The sequence below is a fragment of the Nocardioides ochotonae genome, from assembly GCF_011420305.2.
GTDB classification, from domain to species: Bacteria; Actinomycetota; Actinomycetes; order Propionibacteriales; family Nocardioidaceae; genus Nocardioides; species Nocardioides ochotonae.
The window spans coordinates 2,513,882-2,534,583 of record NZ_CP061769.1; the positions used below are offsets into that span (position 1 = coordinate 2,513,882).

Genomic DNA, 20,702 nt, shown 5'->3' on the forward strand with positions numbered 1-20,702 from the left:
AAGTGGTCAAGGGGCATGCGATGGAGACCAGGGACCGGATCCACCTCGACGGGGAGTGGGTCGAGCCGCACGGGCACGAGCGCCTCGAGCTGGTCGACCCCCGCACGAGCGAGGTGCACGCCACCGTTCGCCTCGCGGACGCCACGGACGTGGACCGGGCGGTCGCGGGCGCCCGGCGCGTCCTCGACGAGGGACCGGCGTGGCCGGTCGCGGCCCGGGTCGCTGCGCTGCGGGCGCTGCACGACCGGATCGCCGAGCGCACCGACCTGTTCGCCGACACGATCTCGGCGGAGATGGGGTCGCCGGCGACGCTCTCGCGCCAGGTGCAGGTCGGGATGCCGCTGGCCACCTTGGCCACCACCGTCGACGTGCTGGAGGGCTACTCCTTCGACGAGCCGCTCGGCGACTCGACCATCGCGCGCGAGCCGATCGGGGTGGTCGCGGCGATCACGCCGTGGAACTTCCCGCTCCACCAGGCCCTGGCCAAGGTCGGCGCCGCACTCGCGGCCGGGTGCCCGGTGGTGCTCAAGCCCGCCGAGACCACCCCGCTCACGGCGTACCTGCTGGTGGAGGCTGCGCGGGACGCCGGCGTACCGCCTGGGTGGCTGCAGCTGCTGCCGGGCCGCGGCGACGTGGTGGGCTCGGCGCTGGCCGAGCACCCGGGCGTCGACATGGTCTCCTTCACCGGCTCCACCGCGGTCGGTCGGGCGATCCAGCGTGCCGCGGCCGGCACCGTCAAGCGGGTCGCCCTCGAGCTGGGTGGCAAGTCCCCCAGCGTGCTGCTCGACGACCTCGACGACGAGGCCTTCGCCACCGCGGTGCGCACCAGCGTCGGCTTCTGCCTGATGAACACCGGCCAGACGTGCGCCGCCTGGACCCGGCTGGTGGTCCCGGAGGAGCGCTACGACGAGGCGGTCGCCGTCGCGACCGCGACCGCAGCGGCGTTCGTGCCCGGCGAGAACCTCGGCCCGCTGGCGTCGGCGGCGCAGTGGGACCGGGTGCTGGGCCATCTCGCCCGGGCCGTGGACGAGGGCGCCGAGGTGGTCCACGGCGACCCCGCACCGGCGCGCCCGGAGCGCGGGTTCCATCTCGCGCCGGTCGTCCTGGGCCGGGTCACTCCCGAGATGGCGGTCGGTCGCGAGGAGGTCTTCGGCCCGGTGCTGGCCGTGCAGACCCACCGCGGCGACGACGACGCCGTCCGGCTCGCCAACGCCACCGACTACGGGCTGTCGGCCGGCGTCTTCGCCGCCGACCCCGACCGCGCCTTCGCCGTCGCCCGCCGGATCCGCTCCGGGACCGTGCACGTGAACGGCATCAACGGCAACCGGCTCGCGCCCTTCGGCGGCTACAAGCAGTCCGGCCTCGGCCGCGAGTACGGCCGCTTCGGTCTCGAGGAGTTCCTCGAGGTCAAGTCGATCCAGCCGCCGCCGCGCGGCTGACCACGCCCACCACCCCGGAGGATCCATGACCCTCGACGCCGCCACCACCGCCCTGCTCCAGCAGCTCGCCGCTGCGGGCGGGCCACCCATGCACGAGGTCGACCCCGCCACCGCCCGCGCGCGGATGGCGGGGCTCGCCGCGCTCTACCCGCCGGGCCCGGAGCCGGCCCGCGCCGAGGACGCCACGGTGCCCACGCGCGCGGGCTCGCTGCCCGTGCGCGTGATCGCCCCCGCGTCGCCGCGCGGGGTCCTGCTCTACCTGCACGGCGGCGGCTGGGTCGTCGGCTCCCCCGCCGAGCACGAGGCGCTCGGCCGCGAGCTCGCCCACCGCACCGGGTGCGCCGTCGTCCTCGGCAGCTACCGCCTGGCCCCCGAGTCCCCGTGGCCGGCGGCGGTGGAGGACGCCTGGGACCTGCTGACCTGGGTGGACGAGCACCGTGCCGACCTCGCCGGCCCCGGCGCGCCACTGGTCGTGGCCGGCGACAGCGCCGGCGGCAACCTGGCCACGATCCTCGCCCGGCACGCACGCGACACCGGGGGCCCGTCGATCGACCTCCAGGTGCTGATCTACCCGGTCGTCGACCACGACTTCGACAACGGCTCCTACACCGACCCCGCCAACCAGCTCGCGCTGAACCGCGACACGCTGCGCTGGTTCTGGGACCACTACGTGCCCGCGGAGCACCGCGACCACCCCGACGCGTCGCCGGCGCGCGCCGAGGACCTGGCCGGCCTGCCGCCCGCGGTGGTCCTCACCGCCGAGCACGACGTGCTGCGCGACGAGGGCGAGGCGTACGCCGCGTCGCTTCGGGCGGCCGGCGTACCCGCGTCGTGCCGCCGGTTCGAGGGCCAGATGCACGGCTTCTTCACCATGGTCGGGCTGCTCCCGGCCTCGGCGGAGGCGCTGGACCACGTGGCCGCCGAGATCGACCGGCACCTCGCCGGGACCCGCACCCCCGCGCCGACCCAGGAGCCTGCATGAGCACCACCGACCAGACCCCCGGCCCCGCGAGCACCGTCGACGCGGTCGTCGTCGGCGCCGGCTTCGCCGGCCTCTATGCACTGCACCGGCTGCGCAGCCAGGGCCTGTCGGTCCGCGTGGTCGAGGCCGGCTCCGACGTCGGCGGGACCTGGTACTGGAACCGCTACCCGGGCGCACGCTGCGACATCGAGAGTGTCTTCTACTCCTACAGCTTCGACGCCGACCTGGCCCGGGAGTGGGAGTGGTCGGAGCGCTACGCCGCCCAGCCCGAGATCCTCGCCTACCTCCAGCACGTCGCGGACCGATTCGACCTGCGCCGCGACATCACCCTGGACACCCGGGTGGTCTCCGCGCACCTCGACGAGGACGCCGACCGGTGGACCGTGACGACCGACGCCGGGGAGCGGGTCTCGGCGACCTACCTGGTGCTCGCCGTCGGCCTGCTCTCCAGCACCAACCTGCCGCAGATCGAGGGCCGCGAGAACTTCGCCGGACGCACGTTCCACACCGGCGCGTGGCCGCACGACCCGGTCGACTTCACCGGCCGCCGGGTCGGCGTGATCGGCACCGGGTCCTCCGGCATCCAGCTGATCCCGCTGGTCGCCGAGCAGGCCGAGCACCTCACGGTCTTCCAGCGCACCCCGAACTTCAGCCTCCCCGCCAAGAACGGTGCTCCCGACCCCGAGAAGGTGGCCCGCCTGCGTGCGGACCACGCCCGGGTCAAGGAGGAGCTGCGCTCCTCGTCGTACGGCATCCTGCTGGAGCCGCCGACCCAGAGCGCCCTGGAGGTGCCCGAGGAGGAGCGGGAGGAGAAGTACCGCCGGCGCTGGGAGGAGGGCACCCTCACCGGGATCCTGCAGGCCTACAACGACCTGGTGCGCAACGAGGACTCCAACCACACCGCCGCGGAGTTCGTGCGCCGCAAGATCGCCGAGATGGTGCACGACCCGCAGGTGGCCGAGGACCTCACGCCGCGCGGCTACGCGTACGGCACCAAGCGCCCGTGCCTGGACACCGGGTACTACGCGACGTTCAACCGCGACGACGTGACCCTGGTGAACCTGCGCCGCACCCCGATCGAGCGGATCACCGCCACCGGCGTGGTGGTGGACGGCGTGGAGCACCCGCTCGACGACCTCGTCTACGCCACCGGGTACGACGCGATGACCGGCCCGCTGCTGGCCATCGACATCCGCGGGCGCGACGGACGCACCCTGCGCGAGGAGTGGCACGACGGCCCGCACAGCTACCTCGGGATCGCGGTGTCGGGGTTCCCGAACATGTTCACCCTCACCGGGCCCGGCAGCCCGTCCGCGCTCAGCAACGCCGTCGTCTCGATCGAGCAGCACGTCGAGTGGCTGGCCGACCTGCTCGCCCACGCCCAGGAGCGGGGCGCCCGCCTGGTCGAGGCCGACGACCGGGCCGAGAAGGAGTGGACCGAGCACGTGCAGCTGGCGGGCAACGCGACGCTCTACCCGCGCACGGACTCCTGGTACATGGGCGCCAACGTCCCGGGCAAGCCCCGGGTGTTCCTCCCCTACATCGGCGGGGTCGGCAACTACCGCGCCCGCTGCGACCAGGTCGCCCGCGACGGCTACCCCGGGCTGCTGATCGGCTGATCGGCTGATCGCACGGCTTGCACGACGAAGCGCCCGCCCCGTCACCGGGGCGGGCGCTTCGTCGCGTTGGCGGGCTCAGTCCAGCCAGGCCTCGTCGAGCAGGACGATGGAGTTGGCGGCGCCCTTGACGCCGTGCAGCTCGTCGCTCCACGCGGTCAGCTCGGCCATCGGCATCCAGGCCAGGAACGGCACGCTGTCGTTCCAGGCCTCCTGGATCTTGACGACCGCGGCCTTCTGGGCCTCCTCGCCGGCGGCCCCCTGGAACTCCTCCAGCGCGGCGTCCATCTCGGGAGTGGTCGGCATGCCGTAGGTCTGGGTGCCGGTGCTGTGCAGGGAGGCGTAGAGCTTGGAGAACGGGTCGCCTTCTCGGTAGTTGATCCCCCAACCGGCCAGGTCGTAGTCACGCTGCGCGGCCAGGCGGTTGATGAGGTCGGTGACGGTCGGGACCATCTCGATCTCGACCTCGAAGCCCACCGCCTCCAAGGACGCCTTCACGACCTGCGCGGTGTCGCGGGCCGCCGAGGTCTGGGCGTCGAGGTAGCTGATCGCGCCGTCGTAGCCGTCGGCCTTGGCCTCCTCGAGCAGCTCGCGCGCGGCGTCCTGGTCGGGCTCGATGCCGGTCATCTCCTCGGAGTGCCAGCGCGAGTACTCCGGGAAGAGCAGCGTGCTGGCCATGCCGTGCCCGTCGTACACCCGCTCGCGCACCAGGTCGGGGGCGAGCGCCAGCTGGATCGCCTGGCGCACGCGGACGTCGGCGCCCGGCCGGCCCTCCGTGCCGTTGATCAGCGCGGTGTCACTGACCGCGACCAGGTTGGAGTAGCCGCGAGTGCCCTCCTCGAGGACGGCATCCACCACGTCGGGGTCGCGGAAGAACGCCAGGTCGAGGCTGCCGTTGTTGAAGGAGTCCTCGACGGTGGCCTGGTCGCCGAGGTAGACGAAGCGGACCTCGTCGAGGTGGGGCCGGCCGTTCCAGTAGTCCTCGTTGGCCCCGACCAGCACCTCCTCGCTCGGACGCTGGTGGACGAGGGTGAACGGGCCGGCACCCACGGGCTTGAAGCCCTCGCCGACCGGACCGGAGGACTTGGCCACGATCATGCCGGGGCCCGAGGCGAGCATCGCCGGGAACATTGCCCAGGGCCGGTTGAGCGAGTAGACGACCGTGCGCTCGTCGGCGACCTCGATCCCGCTGACGTTCTCGTTCCACAGCGCCGCCTCCGGCGCCGGGGCCGCGGCGTACCGCTCCTGGCTGGCCTTGACCGCCGCGGCGTCCAGCGGCGTGCCGTCGGAGAAGCTCACCCCGTCGCGCAGGGTCAGCGTCCACTCGGTGTTGTCACCGTTGGCCTTGATCGCCTCCGCGAGCTGCGGGACGAACTCTCGGGTGTCGGTGTCGTAGCGCAGCAGCACGTCATAGAGGGCCGCCATCTCGGCGCCACCCGTGGTCACCGCGGCGATGGAGACCGCCGGGTCGAGGCTGCGGGGCTCGGAGTACAGCGCATAGCTGACCTGTCCCCCGGCCTTCGGCTCGCCGCCGGCGTCCTCCCCACCGACCATGCCCTCGGTGTACTCGAACCGGCCCCCGGCCTCGGTGTCACCGCCGCTGCCGCCGTCGTCCGAGTCGCTCGCACAGCCGGCCACCAGCGCTAGGGCCGCCACCAGCACCACCGCGGGCCGCAGCACGTTCCTGCGTCGCTTCATCGCATCCTCCTGGTCCGGGCAGGCCGGACGGCCCACTGCGAGTGACTATAACTATTCGGAATACTTCTGTGAAGCACGCTTCAAACAGTCATTGCCGCCGAGTGGGTCAGCGGGGGCCGGGGCGATCACCGCGCACGAGCCGGCCCGGGAGCTCACCGGTCGCCTCGCCGTCGACGTAGGTCTCGACCCCGGACACGAAGGTGTGGCGGTAGCCGTCGGCGCGCTGCAGCAACCGGCGTCCGCCGGCGGGCAGGTCGTGGTGCATCTCCGGCTTGTGCAGGTGCATCTGGTCGAGGTCGACGACGAGGAGGTCGGCCTTGTGCCCGGGGGTGAGCAGGCCGCGGTCCAGCAGGCCGACGGCCTCGGCGGTGGCCCTGGCCTGCCGCGCGACCATCATCTCGACCGGGAAGGTGCCGCGGTCGCGCACCCAGTGCTGGAGCAGCGTGGTCGGGAAGGAGCCGTCGCAGATGGTGCCGACGTGGGCCCCACCGTCGGAGAGGCCGGGGATCGTGAACTCGTGGCCGAGCATCTCGGCGCAGCCGTCGAGGGACCCGTCGACGTAGTTGGTGAACGGCAGGTAGAACATGCCCCGGCCCTCGTCGGAGACGAGGATGTCGTAGGCCAGCTCCAACGGGCTGATCCCGCGCGCGGCCGCCCGGTTGGCGATCGTCGAGGCCGGGTCCGGCTCGTAGTCCGGCGGGTCGGTGAGCTCGAACATGATCTCGAAGCGGTCCAGCAGCGCGCCGCCGATGATGTTCTCGGCGTCCACGATGCCGAGTCGGAGGATCTCCTCGCGCAGCGCAGGGTCCTGCATCGCCCGGGCCTGCTCGGCGACCGGCAGGTGGGAGATCCGCAGCCAGGCGGGGTTCGCCGCGAACGGGTTGAGGGTGCAGTCCAGGCCCATGAGGATGCCGATCCCGCGCGCCGCCACCTGGGCGCGCAGCCGCAGGCCGTCGGCGTTGGCCCGCTCGAGGAACGCCAGCGCCTTGCGGAACCGATCGGGGTAGGACGGGCTCTGCCCCAGCGAGAACGACATCGGCCGGCCGGCGCCCGAGGCCATCGAGGCGATCAGGTCGAAGTCGGTCTCGATGGTGTCGTCGTCCCAGTCGGTCACCAGCTGCAGCACGCCGTGCCCGGTCTGGCCGACCGCGCGGGAGATCGCGACGAGCTCCTCACGTCCGGCGGCGTACGACGGGGTCAGCTCGCCGGCCCGGGTCTTGTGGTTGAGCGTCCTCGAGGTGGTGAAGCCGAGCGCCCCGGCCTCGATCGCCTCGGCGGCCAGCTTGGCCATCAGCGCGACCTCCTCGTCGGTGGCCAGCGCGTGGGCGGCCGCCCGGTCCCCCATCGCCCGCACCCGCAGGGCGGCGTGCGGCACCTGGGCGGCGAAGTCGAGGTCGTGGGGCCGGCGCTCCAGCGCGTCGAGGTACTCGGGGAAGGACTGCCAGTCCCACGCCAGCCCCTCGGTGAGCGCGACGCCGGGGATGTCCTCCACGCCCTCCATCAGCGCGATCAGCCGACCGTGGTCGGCCGGCACGGCAGGTGCGAAGCCGACGCCGCAGTTGCCCATCACCACGGTGGTCACGCCGTGCCACGACGAGGGCTGGAGGCGGCTGTCCCACGTCGCCTGGCCGTCGTAGTGGGTGTGCACGTCGACGAAGCCGGGCATCACCAGCGCGCCGTCGACGTCCACCTCCCGGTGCCCGCGGCCGGAGACCCGCCCCACCTCGACCACCACGCCGTCGCGCACCGCGACGTCGGCGGTGAACGGCTGCGAGCCGGTCCCGTCGACGACGGTGCCGCCGCGCACCACCAGGTCGTGCTCGTTGCCCGTCATCCCTCGTCCTCCGGTCGGTAGTGCAGCAGCGTCAGGCCGCCGTCGGGGTCATCGTGGAACACCGGCACGACGCGCATGCCGACCCGCAGGTCGGCCGGGTCGACGTCGACCAGCTCGGTGCTCACCCGTGGGCCCTCGTCCCACTCCACGACGGCGAGCAGTTGCGGCACGGCGTCGGCCCACGGCGGCGCGGTCGGGCGCCGCGCGACGGTGAAGGTGTGCAGGGTGCCGCGGCCCGAGATCTCGCGCCACTCCAGGTCGTCGGCGAGCGTGCCCGGCGCCAGGAGACGGGGGTAGAACACCCACTGCCGTCCCGACGGGGACCACTGGATGCGGATCCGGTGCTCGCGCAGCGCGTCCCAGAACGGCTGGGAGACCGGGGTCGGCTCCGGCAGCGGCCGGGGCTCAGCCGGCTTGCCGGTCGACTGGCTGATGGGCTGGCTGGTCGACCGGGTCATCGCTCACTCCCCCTGCAGGAGCAGGGCGACCTGCTCGCTCATGATGCCGCCGTTGCCGGTCACGAACGCCGTGTGGCAGTCCGCGACCTGGGCCTGCTCCGCGCGTCCCATCACCTGACGCGCGGCGTCGACGACGTGGTGCATGCCGCCGGCCATCCCGGCCTGGCCGAAGGACAGCTGGCCGCCGGCCGTGTTGACCGGCAGGTCGCCGCGGAAGGTGAGGTCGTGCTCGGTCACCCACTGCATGCCCGCGCCCTTGGGGCAGAAGCCGGCGTCCTCCAGGCTCATCAGCACCGTGATCGTGTAGCAGTCGTAGATCGAGGCCATGTCGACGTCGGACCGCTCGAGCCCGGCCATCGCGAACGCCCGGTCCGCCGCGCGGGCGATCGGGGTCCGCACCAGGTCCTCGGCGTACGTCGGGGTCTTGAACGCCACGTGCTCGCCGAAGCCGGTGATGCGCACCGGGCGGTTGCGCGAGCGCCGGGCGAGGTCGGCGTTGGCCACCAGCACCGCAGCACCGCCCTGCACCCGCATCACCACCTCGAGCATGTGGATCGGGTCGGCGATGACCGGGCTGGCGAGCACGTCCTCGACGGTGAGCGGCTTGCCGTGGAAGACAGCACCCGGGTGAGCCGCGGCGTTGGTCCGCTGATCGACGGCGATCTTGGCGGTGGCACGCGGGTCGTAGCCGAACTCGGCGGCGTAGCGATGCGCGATCTGCGCGTACGGCGCGTTCTGCCCGACGTTGCCGTAGGGGATCTCGAACTCGGCCTGGGGCGAGCCGTACTTGCCGCTCGAGGCGCCGTACCAGGGCGGGGTCGCCGGGGCCCCCGCCCGCGAGGAGCGCGGCAGGATCATCGAGCCCGGGACGACGCACAGCACCGCGTCGCAGATGCCGAGCTCGACCGCGGCCGCCGCGCGCCAGACCATGCCGGCCGACGTCGCGCCGCCGAGGTCGACCCGCTCGCCGAAGTCGAGGGGCAGTCCGAGGTACTCCGACAGCGTCGCGGGCGCGAACATGTCGGACTCCTGCACCCCGTGGGTGACCAGGCCGTTGACCACCGACGCGGGCAGTCCGGCGTCGTCGAGCACCATCCGGGCCAGCCGGGCGTACTGGTCGAGGGTGAACATCGCAGGCCCGCTCTGCTTCTTCTCGGCGGGCAGCTCGGCGATGCCGACGATCGCGGCCTCCCCACGCAGGCCGCTCATCCGCCGTCCCCGCGCAGGGGCAGCGAGACGGTCGCGCTGCCCGGCATCAGGACGTCGTCGCCACGGCGCCCGGCGATCTCCAGCTCGAGCACGCCGCGACCGTCCTCCACCCGGGCGCCGGTGACCCGGCCGCCGAAGGAGAGGGTCTGGCCGGGGAAGGCCACGGCGCGGTTCTGCGCCGAGAAGCTCACCAGGCGTCCGGCGCCGCCGATCCAGTCGGTGACCGCGCGGGCCAGGAGCGCGGACTGCAACGGCCCCTGGACCAGCACGTCGTCGTAGCCCTCGCGCTCGCGCGCCCAGTCCTTGTCGTAGTGGATGCGGTGGCCGTTGTAGGTCGCCGCGCTGAAGAAGAACATCTGGGTCTCGTCGACCACGACCTCCAGGGCCGGGACCTCGTCGCCCACGGCGACGTCCTCGAAGTGCAGCTGCCCGGCCGTCGGGGCGGCGCTGGTTCCGGTACTCACTCCTGGGCTCCTCACGGGCGCGCGATCATCGAGGTGGTGGCCTCGGCCACCAGCTCGTCGCACTGGTCGGTGTAGGTCGTGCGCCAGGTGACGAGCACGAACGGGCCGCTGCGGCCCTGCTTCTGCACGATCGACTCGACCCGGCGCTCCATCGTCACGACGTCGCCGTGCCCGCAGTAGCGGTGGAACGTCGTGCTCTCCCCACCGGCCATCCGGCGCGGCGCGTCCGGGAACGCCAGGTCGCCCGACGAGGCCCCGGAGGAGCCGTCGGCCCGCAGCCGGTCGAGCGGGGTGACGCCCAGGACGGCGTACTGCAGGTAGAGCGGGGGCGCGACGACGTCGTCGAAGCCGTGGGCCCGGGCGTGCTCGGGGTCGAACCACAGCGGGTTGTCCTCCCCCACCGCGACCGCCCACCGCTGCCAGTCGCGGCGGACGACCTCGCCGCTCGCGCGGGCGACGACCTTGCCCACCTGGGCCGCGGCCTCGGGCGGGACCAGGTCCGGCACCTGCCCGGTCTCTTCGGTCTGCTGGGTCATGCGTGTCCTCTCAGGCCAGCTGGTGGTCGGTCACCAGACCGCGGGCCACCAGGTCGTCGTACTCCTCCCGGGACCAGCCCAGGACGGTCAGGTACACGTGCTCGTTGTCCTCGCCGAAGCCCGGCACGGGCCGGCCGAAGGCGAGGTCAAGGTCGTCGCTGCGCCACGGGTGGCCCGGGTAGCGGTGGGTGCCGATCGCCGGGTGACTGCGCTCGCGCCACCAGCCGCGGGCCTCAAGGTGGGCGTCGGTGAGCAGCTGCGGCTCGCTCACCACCTCCGCCGCCGGGACCCCGGCGCCCTGGAGGGTCGCGACCATGTCGTCGGCCTCCCGGTCTGCGCACCAGTCGGCGAGCGCGGCGCGGATGTCGGCACTGCGGCTGCGGCGCAGGTCGCCGTCGGCGTCCGGACCCGGCAGCCGCGGGTCCTCGTCGAGCCCGGGGACCGCGCACAGGGCCCGCCAGTCGCGGTCGTCGCGGACGGTCACCGCCACCCAGCGGTCCTCCCCGGCGACGCGTACGACGTCCTGCACCGCCCACGGGTCGGCGTTGCCGAGCACCGGCGGGTCGCGGTGGTTGAGCTGGTGGTCGAGGAAGAGCTCGCCCACCTCGGCCATGACGTTCTCGGCCTGGGCGAACTCCACCAGGCCGCCGCGTCCGGTCGTCTCCCGGTCCCACAGCGCGGCCAGCACGGCGAACCCGACACCGGCCGGCGCCGCCTCGTCCATGTGGTAGTTCTCGCCGGCCGAGTCGGGGTCCTCGCCCTCGTAGCCGTCCATCGCCGCGATCCCGACCAGGCTGTTGAAGTTCGGGCCGTAGCCGAGGTAGTCGCTCATCGGGCCGGTCATGCCCAGCGGCGGCATCCGGACCACCACGAGTCGCGGGTTCACCTCGAGCAGTCGCTCGTGGCCCAGGCCGAGCTTCTCCAGCACGCCGTTGGAGTTGTTCTCCACCAGCACATCGCTGACCCGGACGAGCTCGAGGAAGGCGCGGTGGCCCTCGGGGGTGTCGAGGTTCATGCAGGCCGACAGCTTGTTGCGCGCGTGCCAGTTGAACAGCGCCGAGCGGTCGTAGGGACGGGCACCGGGATCCTTGTCGGGGTAGGTGCCGCCGTGGTAGCCGGTCTTCTCGAACGACGCCTTGGTGACCTTGGCGGAGACCTGCCGGCTCAGCCGGTCGTTGCCCTCCACCCGGATCACCTCCGCGCCGAGGTCGCCGAGCAGCGCGGTAGCGCCGGGCCCGGACCACACGACGGTCAGGTCGACGACGCGGATCCCCGACAGCGGCAGGTCCTCACGCGGGCTCATGCGGGCACCTCCTGGGTCGGCTCGGTGGGTTCGGTGGCGGTGGGGCCAGCTGCCTCGGCGCGCACGTCGGCGCCGTGCTGGTCCAGCAGCGGCGCAGGCGTGCGCAGGGCGTAGCCGCGATCCATCCGCCACGGCGGGCCGGCGTACTCCAGCCGACCGGCCCGGGGGTGGTCGGCGGCGACGAACGCACCGCGCTCGCGGAAGTGGGGGTGGGTCAGCACCTCGGAGACCGAGAGGTAGGCGGTGACCGGGATCCGTGCCGCCTCGGCGGCCTCCATCACCGCGACCTTCGGCCGCGCCGCGATCCATCCCGCGACGTGGGCCAGGAACTCCTCGCGGTCCTCGCCGGCGACGGTCTGGCGGTCCAGGAACCGCTCGCGGAACGCGGGGTCCTCGGCGCCGACGAGGTGCACGAAGCGGTTCCAGAAGGCCTGGTTGGTCACGTAGACCATCACGAAGCCGTCGGCGGCCCGGAACGGCCCGGTGAAGGTGGCGCCGTGCCGGTGCGGGCTGCGGGCGCCTCGCGGCGCGGTGATGCCGGAGTACGACGCGGAGAGCAGGTACGACGCGCGCCGGTCGGCGCCGGCCAGCAGCACCTCCTGGCCGGACACGTCGATCGTCGCGCCGCGTCCGGTGCGCCGGGCGCCGAGCACGGCAGCGAGCGTGGCCTGCCCGGCGCTGCGCCCGACCGTGTAGTGCTCGAGCAGCGCGGGCTTGCGCAGCGGCGCGCGCTCCGCCTGCCCGGTGGCGTGCATGGGGCCGCCGGCCGCCTGGAGCACCAGGCCGCTGGCCTCGTGGTCGCGGCGCGGACCGGTCTGGCCGAACGCGCTGATCCGGGTGAGGACCAGGCGGGGGTTCACCGCGCGCAACACGTCGGGGCCGAGGCCGAGGCGCTCGAGGTGGCCGGGACGGAACGACTCCACGACCGCGTGCGCGTCCCGCACCAGCCCGAGGAGCAGCTCGCGGTCCGCCGGGTCGTGCAGGTCCAGGGCGACCGATCGCTTGTTGGTGTTGAGGTGCAGGAAGAGCGCGCTGCGCTCGGGGTCGGGGCGGTCGTCGGGGAACGGGCCCCAGCGCCGGGTGAGGCTGCCCTCCCCGGGCTTCTCGACCTTGACGACGTCCGCACCGAAGTCGGCGAAGAGCTTGGTGGCGTACTCGCCCGCCACCCAGCGCGAGAGGTCGAGCACGCGGACCCCGGAGAGCACCTGCGCCGGTGCGCCAGATCCGGTTTCGCCAGCTCCAGCCGTGTCAGCCACGGGCGATCTCCTCCTCGAGCCAGCCGGCGGCCACGTCCGGCCCGCCGCCGAGCGCCCCGAGCAGGCGGGCCCGCTCGGACCACAGGTGCAGGTCGGTCTCGACGACGTAGCCCATGCCACCGTGCAGCTGGTGGCCGTCGAGCGTCGCGCGCCGGTACGCCGTGGCGGCTCGCAGCACCGCGACCGCGGTCTCCCGGACCGCCGGCCGGCCGCGGCCGTGCCAGAAGACCGCGCTCCGGGCGGCCAACCGGGCCGCCCGGACCGCGATGTGCACGTCGGCCACGAGGTGCTGGGCAGCCTGGAAGGACGCGATGGCCCTGCCGAACTGCTCACGGCCCCGGACGTGAGCCACGGTGCGCTCGAGCACCGCGTCCGCGCCGGCGGCCATGTCGACGCACTGGAGCGCCCGGACGAGCAGCGCGACGCGGCGCACCCCGTCCGTGGCGAGACCGGCCCCCTCGGGCCCGGTCAGCACGTCCGCCGCCGGCACCACGACGTGGTCGAGGTCCAGCTGCTGGAGCCGGTCGGAGTCGCTGGTCGGCAGCGCGGTGAGCGTGAGCCCCGGGGCCCGCGGATCGAGCAGCACCCCGACCAGCCGGTCCGGCTCGCCGTACGTCGTCAGGGTGGCGGTGGCCAGCACCCGGTCGGCGAGGTCGGCGTCGAGGACGTGGTCGAGGCGACCGCTCACCGCGACCCGGTCCCCGCCGATCCGCTCCGCCCGGAGCGTCGGGCGCACGTCGGCGGCGTCGTAGGGGCTGGCCAGCGCCACGGCGCCGCGCAGCTCGCCGCGGCACAGCGGGGTCAGCACCCGTGACTGCTGCTCCGCGCTGCCCAGGGCGGCCACCGCGAGGCCGAGGTGGAGGGTGCTGAGCACGACCGTGGGGCACAGCGCGCGCCCGGCCTCGGCGTACACGACCGCCAGGTCGTCGAGGGTGCCGCCGGCGCCGCCGACGTCCTCGCCGAACGGCAGCGCGAGCACCTCCGCGGCGACCAGCGATGCCCAGAGCTTCTCCGGGACCCGCTCCCCGCCCGGCTCGCGCAGCGCGCGGACCAGCTCGGGTGGGCAGTGGGTGGCGAACAGCTCACGCAGGCTGGCGGCGAGGTCGCGCTCCTGGGTGGTGACGACGAGCTTCACGGACTCCCTCTCTCAGCGACCGTAGGACGGCATGGCGTGCCCGCGTTGGGCGATGACGTCGCGCAGCACCTCGTTGGTGCCGGCGCCGAAGCGCAGCAGCGGCGCGATCCGGTAGAGCCGCTCGAAGCGGCCGTCGTCGGGGGCGGCCGCGGTGCGGTGCCCGAGCAGTCCGTCGGGACCGAGCAGGTCGAGCGCGACCTCCGCGATGCGCTGGCGCAGCTCGCTGGTGAAGATCTTCTCGACGCTCACCTCCACGCTCGGGATGACGCCCTCGTCGAGCAGCGACGCGGCCTCGAAGCCCATCAGCGTGGCGACCTCGACGTCGGCGTCGAGGTGGGCGAGCCGGCGCCGCACCGTCGGGTCGTTCGCCGGCACGACGCCGTCGCGGCGAGGTTGACGGGCAAGCTCGAGGAGGTCGTCGACCGCGCGGCGCAGGTCGCCGGCGTTGGTGAGGGCACCGCGCTCGAGGTCCAGCGCGCCGGTGATGTAGCGCCACCCCTTGTTGACCTCGCCGATCAGGTTGGTCGCGGGCACCCGAACGTCGTCGAAGAACGCCTCGTTGGTGCGGTAGCCCGACCAGGCCGTGAGCGGGCGGATGGTCACCCCCGGGTGGTCGATCGGCACGATGATCACCGAGATGCCGCGGTGCTTCGGGGCATCGGGATCGGTGCGGACGCACAGCCACTCGTGGGTGGAGCGCTGGGCACCGCTGTTCCAGGTCTTGGCGCCGTTGATCACCCACTCGCCGTCCTCCATGGTCCCCTCGAGCACCGCGCGGGTGCGCAGGCTCGCCAAGTCGGTGCCGGCGCCGGGCTCGGAGTAGCCCACGGCGCAGACCATCTCGCCGCGCGCGATCGGCGTCAGGAACTCCGCCTTGTTGCGATCGCTGCCGTGGCGCATGATCATCGGCGCCACCGACGTGACGGTGAGGTCGGGACCCGGGACGCCCCAGTACTCGAACTCGCTGACCAGCAGGTGCTGGAAGATCGGGCCCAGGCCGAGACCGCCGTGCTCGACCGGCCAGTTCAGGCCGAACCAGCCCTTCTCGCCGATCTTGCGGCGGAACGCCATCAGCTCGCCGTCGCGCTTCTCGAGGTCGTGCTCGGCGAGCTCGGCCCGCAGCGCCGGGGTGACGTGCTCACGCAGGAACGCCCGGACCTCCTCCTGCCACGCACGCTGCTCGGTGTCGAGCTCGAAGTCCACCGGCGGGCCACCCTTCGTCCGTCTGATCCGAACTATTCCTGTTCGGCATATGCAGTCAACGACATCGCCGGGGTGCTGTCAACGGCGGTCTCACGCCCGGGTGGCGACCAACCGCTGCGGTCGACGACGCGCTCGCCGCCGACGCGTGTCAGCCCGCGTCGGGACGGAACGGGTGGGGCGCGGGCGGCAGGTCGCTCACCCGGCCGGTCCACCGCGGAGCCCGTCGCTCGCGAACGGCGCGCACGCCCTCGCGCACGTCGTCGTGGTCCATCAGCCGGCGGTGCCAGGCGGTCTCGAGGCGCTCGACCTCGGCGGCGTCGAGGTCGAAGGCGGCCCACAGCAGCTGCTTGCTCGCGGCCACCGACTGCGGCGCGGTGTGCGTGGCCACGTCGCGGGCCCAGGCGAGGGCGGCGGGCAGCACCTCGTCGGCCGGCAGCACCCGGCTGCCGAGCCCGAGCTCGAGGGCCCGATGGCCGTCGAAGGTGGACCCCGCGAGCAGCACCTCCGCAGCGCGGGAGACCCCGATCATCCGCGGCAGCACCCAGTGCGACCACGCATCGCCCAGCAGGCCGAGGCGCGCCTGCACCACGCCGTACCGCGCGTCGGCGGCGAGGAAGCGTACGTCGCACTGCAGCGCCAGTGTCAGCCCGATGCCCAGGGCGTGGCCGTTGACCGCGGCGATCACCGGCTTGCGGACCGCGAACGCCGGGAAGCGCACCCCCGCGGCACTGAACCCGTCGTCGGTCCCGGCGAGGGCCGACTCCCCCGCGCTCAGGTCGGCGCCGGCGCAGAACGCGGGCGGGGTGCCGGTGAGGACCACTGCGCGGATCTCGTCGTCGGCGTCGCAGCGTGCGTACGCCGCGGCCAGCTCGCGGCCGGTGCCGGCGTCGAAGGCGTTGCGCTTCTCGGGCGCGTGCAGCGTGAGCGTGGCGACCCCGTCGGCGACGTCGAGGAGCACCGTGCTCGCGCTCACGGCAGGTAGCCCGCGTGGACGACCGGCTCCGGCCGGGCGACGGGTCGGGCCAGGCGGAGCCCGGCCAGCAGGGCGTTGCGCAGCTCGCGCGGGTCGATCACCTCGTCGTACGTCGCGGACGCGGCCAGGCGCCACGGACCGGCCGCCTCGTTGGCGAGCAGGGCCTCGCGGGTCTCGGCGTCCGCGCCCGACGTGGCGCCGCCGACCGCGGCCGGGATGCCGCCGAGCATCGCCCCGGGGAACGCCAGCGAGAGGGTCTGCCCGCCGAAGGCGTTCTGGCCCATCACCGAGCTGCCGAACCCGAAGGCCTTGCGGACCGTGACGTGCAGCTTGGGCACCCGGGCACGGTGCTGCGCGGCGAACATCCGCGCGGCGGCGCGCAGGATCCCGGCCTTCTCCGAGGCGCTGCCCGCGAGCACGCCGGGGTTGTCGGCCAGCTGGAGCAGCGGGAGGTGGAAGGCGGCGGCACGCTCGACGAAGCGCGCCCCCTTCTCGGCGGCCGCGACGTCGATCGCCCCGGCGAGCACCGCGGGCTGGTTCGCGACCACGGCGACCGGACGGCCGCCGAGGCGACCCAGCGCGGTGATCAACGACCGGCCGTGCCGGGCCTGCAGCTCCAGCAGCGACCCGGCGTCGAACAGCTCCTCGAGCAGCAGGTGCATGTCGTAGGGCCGGCGCGGGTTGGGAGGGACCACGTCGAGCACCCGGTCCAACAGGCGTTCGCCGGTGTCCGGACCGGTCGTGGTGGGCGGGTGCTCCCAGGCGTTGGCGGGCAGGTAGGACAGCCAGCGGCGCACCGCCTGCAGGGCGGCATGCACGTCGGGGGTCACCTCGTGCACCACCCCGCTGGACTCGGCGTGCACCGCGGCGCCGCCGAGCTCCTCCTTGGTGACCACCTCGCCGAGCGACGCCTTCACCAGCGGCGGGCCGGCGGTGAACAGCGAGCCGTCGCCCTCGACCAGCACGACGTGGTCGGCCAGCGGCGCGGCGAGGGCGCCGTGCCCGGCGGACGGGCCGGTCACCACGACCGCGGTGGGCACCAGCCCGGCCAGCTCGACCAGCGCCTGGAGGTCGTTCGGCGCCGGGCGGTGGACGGCGAGCGCGTTGGTCGCGCGGTGCCCGGCCCCCTCGAGCACCAGCACCAGCGGCACCCGCTCCTGCCGGGCCAGCGCGGCGAGCCGGGCCCGCTTGGTGGCCCCCGCCGTACCGATCGAGCCGCCGGCGACGGTGAAGTCCTCCACCCCGACCAGCACCGGGCGACCGTCGATCAGTCCCGAGCCGGCGACGAACGCGTCGGCGGGAGTCTCGCCGTCCCCGGCCAGCGTGCCGAGCTCGGCGAAGCTGTCCGGGTCGAGCAGGGCCGCGACCTTGGCGCGGGCGTCGAGGCGCCCGGCTCTGCGGACGCGCTCCAGCTTGTCCGGGCCACCCATCGACCGCGCGGCTGCTCGCCGGCGCGCGAGGTCCGCCAGCAGCGGCTCCCACTCGTCGCGGTGCCCGGACGGGGTCATGACACCCGGACCTCGCGCCGCATCACCTTGCCGGTGGCGTTGCGCGGCAGCGCCTCGGAGGTCAACGTCCAGCGGGTCGGGACCTTGTAGCGCGCGATCAGCGACTGCACGTGCGCGCGCAGGTCCTCGGCGGTCGTCGTCGAGCCCTCGTCGAGCACGACGACCGCGGCCACCTCCTCGCCCCAGTCGGGGTGCTCGACGCCGAGCACGATGCTCTCGCGGACGTGGGGGTGGGCGTCGAGGGCGTTCTCGACCTCCGCCGGGTAGACGTTCTCCCCGCCGCGCAGGATCAGGTCGGAGCGGCGGCTGGAGATGCGCAGCTGCCCGTCGCGCATCGTGCCGAGGTCACCGGTGCGGAAGAACCCGTCGGCGGTGGTGACCGCGGCGGTGGCCTCGGGGTCGTCCCAGTAGCCGATCATCACGAGCGGGCCGCGCAGGCAGACCTCGCCCTCGACGCCGTCGGGCACCCGACGGTTCTCGGGGTCGCGCACCTCGACCTCCATCGTCGGCACCGGTCGGCCCACGGTCTCGGGGTCGGCGACCAGGTCGGCGGCGCTCGCGAGGGTCGCGGCGCTCGAGGACTCGGTGAGCCCGTACGTCGTGCCGAGCGCCCGGCCGGCGACCGGCAGCACCTCGCGCACCCGCTGCTTGAGCGTCGGGGCGGAGGGCGCGCTGTTGACGGTGAAGGTCCGCAGCGAGGACAGGTCGTAGCCGTCCAGGCCGTGGGTGTCCGCGTGCTCGACCAGCCGGCTGGCCATGGTCGGCACCGCACCCCAGTTGGTGATCCTCTCGGCCTCGACCAGCCGCAGCACCCGGTCGATGTCGAACCTGCCGACGTGGATGACCGCGGTATCGCCGACGGCCAGCCGGATCACCGCGATGTTGTGCAGCGCGGCGATGTGGAACAGCGGGGTCGCGAGCAGCCAGCGGCGCGGCGGCGGGGCCATGCCGAGCTCGGTGGCGACCGCGTCGTTGAGCAGGTGGAACCAGACCGCGGCCACCACGTTGCGGTGCGAGTGGGTGGCGCCCTTGGGGCGACCGGTGGTGCCGCTGGTGAACAGCACGACCGCGGGGTCGTCCTCGGCGACCAGCGTGTCGAGGTCGGCGGGCAGGGTCGCCCCGGCGTACCGCTCGATGAGGGCCGGCAGGTCCTCCTCGACCGAGACCACCGGGATGCCCGGGTCGCCCACCAGCGCGCGGCGCGGGCCGTCGGCGACCAGCACGGTCGGCTCGGTGCGCTCCAGGCCGTAGCGGATCTCCGGGCCGGCCCACAGCGAGTTCATGCCGACCACGACGGCACCCAGGGCCTGCGCGGCCCAGAACGTCACGATCCACTCCGGGGAGTTCGCGGCGCAGATGGCGACCCGATCGCCGCGTCCGACACCGTGCTCGGCGCGCAGCGCGGCCGCGAGCGCGGCGACGGCGTCGAGGTGCTCGGCGAAGGTCATCCGGGAGGTCTCGGTGACGAGGTACTCCGCGTCCCCGTGCCGCGCCGAGTCGAGCAGCAGCCGGCCGAGGCTGCGCTGGCGGTTCGCGAAGACCTGGACCTGCTGCCCGCGGACCTCCTCGCGGCGGATCTCGAAGGGCTGGCCGGGTGCGGTGAGCCGGGCGAGGGCGTCGTCTCGGGTGATCATCGGCGCCGGCTCCGCTCGCTCGTGGCGTGCGGGGTGCGGACGGCAACCGCGATGACGGGGGTACGCATGAGGGCTCCTCGGGACGACTCGGGACGCTCGGACGCTAGTCGCGACCCGCGTCACACGGCGAGGGCTTCCCGCTCACCGAAAACGCCCGGCGCTCAGCGCAGCGGCTGCGCCGAGGTCTCCTCCTCGTGCCGCGCCCCGAAGATCCGTCGCTCGGCGGCGGCGATGGGCACGTCGTTGATGCTGGCGTGGCGTTCGGCCATGTAGCCCTCCGCGTCGAAGAGCCAGTTCTCGTTGCCGTAGCTGCGCCACCACCGGCCCTCGGCGTCGTGCCACTCGTACTGGAACCGCACCGCGATCCGGTCCTCGCCGTACGCCCACAGGTCCTTGCGCAGCGCGTAGTCGAGCTCGCGCCGCCACTTCTCGACGAGGAAGCCCCTGACCTCCTCGCGGCCGGTGAGGAACAGGTCGCGGTTGCGCCATCGGGTGTCGGGTGTGTACGCCGCGACGACGACGTCGGGGTCCCGGGTGTTCCAGGCGTCCTCGGCCGCGCGCACCTTGCGGGCGGCCGTCTCAGCGGTGAACGGGGGCAGGGGCGGACGGGTCATGGCGCTCCTCCAACGAACCGGCGGTGCTCCCGAGTCTGGCAGCGCGCGCCGACACCGGCGCTCAGCGCGACGGCGCGAACAGCGCCACCGCGACCTCAGCCTCCTCGGCGCCGTGGCCGGCAGTGACGCCCGCAACCTCGGCGACGTCCTGGAAGGACACCAGGCTCCCCGCCGGGAGCCGACGATCGTCCGCGACCAGCGCGCCGGCGAGCACCACGGCGTACCCCGCCTGCCCGGCCGGGAGGTCGGCCAGACACAGCATCTCGCCGGGCGCCAGGCGTACGCCGTAGGCCCGCGCGCCGCGCCCGGTGCCGCCCAGCTCGACCGGCCCGGCCCCGGTGGCGACCCGCTCGTCGAGAAGGACCGTGAAGTGCTCACCGCGGCCCGCCAGCCGGCGTCGCTTCTCCCGCTCCTCCGGCATGTAGTTGATGCCGGTGGTCGGGTCGCGGCGCAGGGTCAGGTAGGAGATGCCGATCGCCGGATCGGTGCGGATCGGGCCGTAGGAGGCGTAGGCGTCGGTGTAGTGCACGACGCCCGGCACGGCGCGGTCGCGCCCGATCGTCCCCTCGCCGCCGACGACCACCTGGAACTGGTCGACCTCGTGGAAGTGCGCGCGCAGCTCGCCCGCCTGCTGCTCGACCAGGTAGGCCTGCTCCCCCGGCTCCTTCGCGGTGTGGCTGCCGAGGTAGTCGCGCATGACGTAGCCCGCCCCGTCGGGGCCGTAGGTCACGGGCTGGGTCTCGCTGGGCGTGATCGTGCGCATGCTCCTGTCTGCCACACCGTCGCACCGCCCTGTCGGCGGTTCCCGTCCAGCGGAACCGGCACGCCCTTGGCTGATGG

At 73.8% G+C, this 20,702-nt stretch carries 18 protein-coding genes; 3 read left to right on the forward strand and 15 right to left on the reverse strand.

Translation table 11 applies throughout. The features are described from left to right. The first annotated feature begins 20 nt into the window (after nucleotides 1-20). The 3 genes from HBO46_RS12170 to HBO46_RS12180 are packed head-to-tail and all read left to right on the forward strand — an operon-like array spanning nucleotide 21 to nucleotide 4,040. Nucleotides 21-1,439, forward strand: coding sequence for an aldehyde dehydrogenase family protein (locus HBO46_RS12170; RefSeq protein ID WP_166139163.1), 1,419 nt, complete (start codon nucleotides 21-23; stop codon nucleotides 1,437-1,439). A gap of 25 nt (nucleotides 1,440-1,464) precedes the next feature. Beyond that, nucleotides 1,465-2,421 carry an alpha/beta hydrolase gene (locus tag HBO46_RS12175; RefSeq protein ID WP_166139161.1) on the forward strand — a complete coding sequence of 319 codons (957 nt, stop codon included), beginning with the start codon at nucleotides 1,465-1,467 and terminating at the stop codon, nucleotides 2,419-2,421. Beyond that, complete coding sequence (locus tag HBO46_RS12180) at nucleotides 2,418-4,040, forward strand: flavin-containing monooxygenase (RefSeq protein WP_166139159.1); 1,623 nt, start codon at nucleotides 2,418-2,420, stop codon at nucleotides 4,038-4,040. Before HBO46_RS12175 ends, HBO46_RS12180 begins: the two co-directional genes overlap by 4 nt. Before the next feature lie 75 nt (nucleotides 4,041-4,115). Here the strand turns inward: HBO46_RS12180 and HBO46_RS12185 are convergent, their stop codons facing one another. The 15 genes from HBO46_RS12185 to HBO46_RS12255 form a co-directional block, all read right to left on the reverse strand. Further along, nucleotides 4,116-5,735 carry an ABC transporter substrate-binding protein gene (locus tag HBO46_RS12185; protein WP_166139157.1) on the reverse strand — a complete coding sequence of 540 codons (1,620 nt, stop codon included), beginning with the start codon at nucleotides 5,733-5,735 and terminating at the stop codon, nucleotides 4,116-4,118. Nucleotides 5,736-5,841: 106 nt separating this feature from the next. Continuing rightward, nucleotides 5,842-7,569, reverse strand: a complete 1,728-nt coding sequence (locus tag HBO46_RS12190; protein WP_166139155.1) for an N-acyl-D-amino-acid deacylase family protein — start codon at nucleotides 7,567-7,569, stop codon at nucleotides 5,842-5,844. After that, complete coding sequence (locus HBO46_RS12195; protein WP_166139153.1) at nucleotides 7,566-8,027, reverse strand: Zn-ribbon domain-containing OB-fold protein; 462 nt, start codon at nucleotides 8,025-8,027, stop codon at nucleotides 7,566-7,568. Before HBO46_RS12195 ends, HBO46_RS12190 begins: the two co-directional genes overlap by 4 nt. Before the next feature lie 3 nt (nucleotides 8,028-8,030). Continuing rightward, nucleotides 8,031-9,236, reverse strand: a complete 1,206-nt coding sequence (locus tag HBO46_RS12200; protein WP_166139150.1) for a thiolase family protein — start codon at nucleotides 9,234-9,236, stop codon at nucleotides 8,031-8,033. Continuing rightward, on the reverse strand, nucleotides 9,233-9,700 hold the full coding sequence (locus HBO46_RS12205) for a MaoC family dehydratase (RefSeq protein WP_224769020.1): 468 nt from the start codon (nucleotides 9,698-9,700) through the stop codon (nucleotides 9,233-9,235). Before HBO46_RS12205 ends, HBO46_RS12200 begins: the two co-directional genes overlap by 4 nt. Nucleotides 9,701-9,711: 11 nt before the next feature. Then, a complete protein-coding gene (locus tag HBO46_RS12210) occupies nucleotides 9,712-10,236 on the reverse strand; it encodes an FAS1-like dehydratase domain-containing protein (RefSeq protein WP_166139147.1) in 525 nt (174 codons plus the stop codon). Nucleotides 10,237-10,246: 10 nt separating this feature from the next. After that, a complete protein-coding gene (locus HBO46_RS12215; protein ID WP_166139144.1) occupies nucleotides 10,247-11,539 on the reverse strand; it encodes a CaiB/BaiF CoA transferase family protein in 1,293 nt (430 codons plus the stop codon). Then, nucleotides 11,536-12,795 (reverse strand): CaiB/BaiF CoA transferase family protein, encoded by a 1,260-nt coding sequence (locus HBO46_RS12220; RefSeq protein ID WP_166139141.1) that lies wholly within the window; start codon nucleotides 12,793-12,795, stop codon nucleotides 11,536-11,538. Before HBO46_RS12220 ends, HBO46_RS12215 begins: the two co-directional genes overlap by 4 nt. Next, on the reverse strand, nucleotides 12,788-13,930 hold the full coding sequence (locus HBO46_RS12225; RefSeq protein WP_166139138.1) for an acyl-CoA dehydrogenase family protein: 1,143 nt from the start codon (nucleotides 13,928-13,930) through the stop codon (nucleotides 12,788-12,790). Before HBO46_RS12225 ends, HBO46_RS12220 begins: the two co-directional genes overlap by 8 nt. 12 nt (nucleotides 13,931-13,942) lie before the next feature. After that, nucleotides 13,943-15,133 (reverse strand): acyl-CoA dehydrogenase family protein, encoded by a 1,191-nt coding sequence (locus HBO46_RS12230; protein ID WP_166139135.1) that lies wholly within the window; start codon nucleotides 15,131-15,133, stop codon nucleotides 13,943-13,945. Nucleotides 15,134-15,281: 148 nt separating this feature from the next. Further along, entirely contained in the window at nucleotides 15,282-16,106 is an 825-nt protein-coding gene (locus tag HBO46_RS12235) for an enoyl-CoA hydratase-related protein (RefSeq protein ID WP_166139132.1), read from the reverse strand. Further along, nucleotides 16,103-17,614 (reverse strand): acyl-CoA carboxylase subunit beta, encoded by a 1,512-nt coding sequence (locus HBO46_RS12240; protein ID WP_224769021.1) that lies wholly within the window; start codon nucleotides 17,612-17,614, stop codon nucleotides 16,103-16,105. The genes HBO46_RS12235 and HBO46_RS12240 overlap by 4 nt, the downstream gene beginning before the upstream one ends. Further along, nucleotides 17,611-19,248: a class I adenylate-forming enzyme family protein gene (locus tag HBO46_RS12245; protein ID WP_166139129.1), complete on the reverse strand. Its 1,638-nt coding sequence runs from the start codon at nucleotides 19,246-19,248 to the stop codon at nucleotides 17,611-17,613. The genes HBO46_RS12240 and HBO46_RS12245 overlap by 4 nt, the downstream gene beginning before the upstream one ends. A 161-nt stretch (nucleotides 19,249-19,409) precedes the next feature. Further along, nucleotides 19,410-19,862, reverse strand: a complete 453-nt coding sequence (locus HBO46_RS12250) for a nuclear transport factor 2 family protein (RefSeq protein ID WP_166139126.1) — start codon at nucleotides 19,860-19,862, stop codon at nucleotides 19,410-19,412. 61 nt (nucleotides 19,863-19,923) lie between these two features. Continuing rightward, entirely contained in the window at nucleotides 19,924-20,625 is a 702-nt protein-coding gene (locus HBO46_RS12255; RefSeq protein ID WP_166139123.1) for a hypothetical protein, read from the reverse strand. Nucleotides 20,626-20,702: the final 77 nt, after the last annotated feature.

Excerpts from the sequence above, each read along its gene's own strand:
- HBO46_RS12170 (WP_166139163.1), top strand. The coding sequence starts at position 21 with ATGGAGACCAGGGACCGGATCCACCTCGACGGGGAGTGGGTCGAGCCG.
- HBO46_RS12175 (WP_166139161.1), top strand. The coding sequence starts at position 1,465 with ATGACCCTCGACGCCGCCACCACCGCCCTGCTCCAGCAGCTCGCCGCT.
- HBO46_RS12180 (WP_166139159.1), top strand. The coding sequence starts at position 2,418 with ATGAGCACCACCGACCAGACCCCCGGCCCCGCGAGCACCGTCGACGCG.
- HBO46_RS12185 (WP_166139157.1), bottom strand. The coding sequence starts at position 5,735 with ATGAAGCGACGCAGGAACGTGCTGCGGCCCGCGGTGGTGCTGGTGGCG.
- HBO46_RS12190 (WP_166139155.1), bottom strand. The coding sequence starts at position 7,569 with ATGACGGGCAACGAGCACGACCTGGTGGTGCGCGGCGGCACCGTCGTC.
- HBO46_RS12195 (WP_166139153.1), bottom strand. The coding sequence starts at position 8,027 with ATGACCCGGTCGACCAGCCAGCCCATCAGCCAGTCGACCGGCAAGCCG.
- HBO46_RS12200 (WP_166139150.1), bottom strand. The coding sequence starts at position 9,236 with ATGAGCGGCCTGCGTGGGGAGGCCGCGATCGTCGGCATCGCCGAGCTG.
- HBO46_RS12210 (WP_166139147.1), bottom strand. The coding sequence starts at position 10,236 with ATGACCCAGCAGACCGAAGAGACCGGGCAGGTGCCGGACCTGGTCCCG.
- HBO46_RS12215 (WP_166139144.1), bottom strand. The coding sequence starts at position 11,539 with ATGAGCCCGCGTGAGGACCTGCCGCTGTCGGGGATCCGCGTCGTCGAC.
- HBO46_RS12240 (WP_224769021.1), bottom strand. The coding sequence starts at position 17,614 with ATGACCCCGTCCGGGCACCGCGACGAGTGGGAGCCGCTGCTGGCGGAC.
- HBO46_RS12245 (WP_166139129.1), bottom strand. The coding sequence starts at position 19,248 with ATGATCACCCGAGACGACGCCCTCGCCCGGCTCACCGCACCCGGCCAG.
- HBO46_RS12250 (WP_166139126.1), bottom strand. The coding sequence starts at position 19,862 with ATGACCCGTCCGCCCCTGCCCCCGTTCACCGCTGAGACGGCCGCCCGC.
- HBO46_RS12255 (WP_166139123.1), bottom strand. The coding sequence starts at position 20,625 with ATGCGCACGATCACGCCCAGCGAGACCCAGCCCGTGACCTACGGCCCC.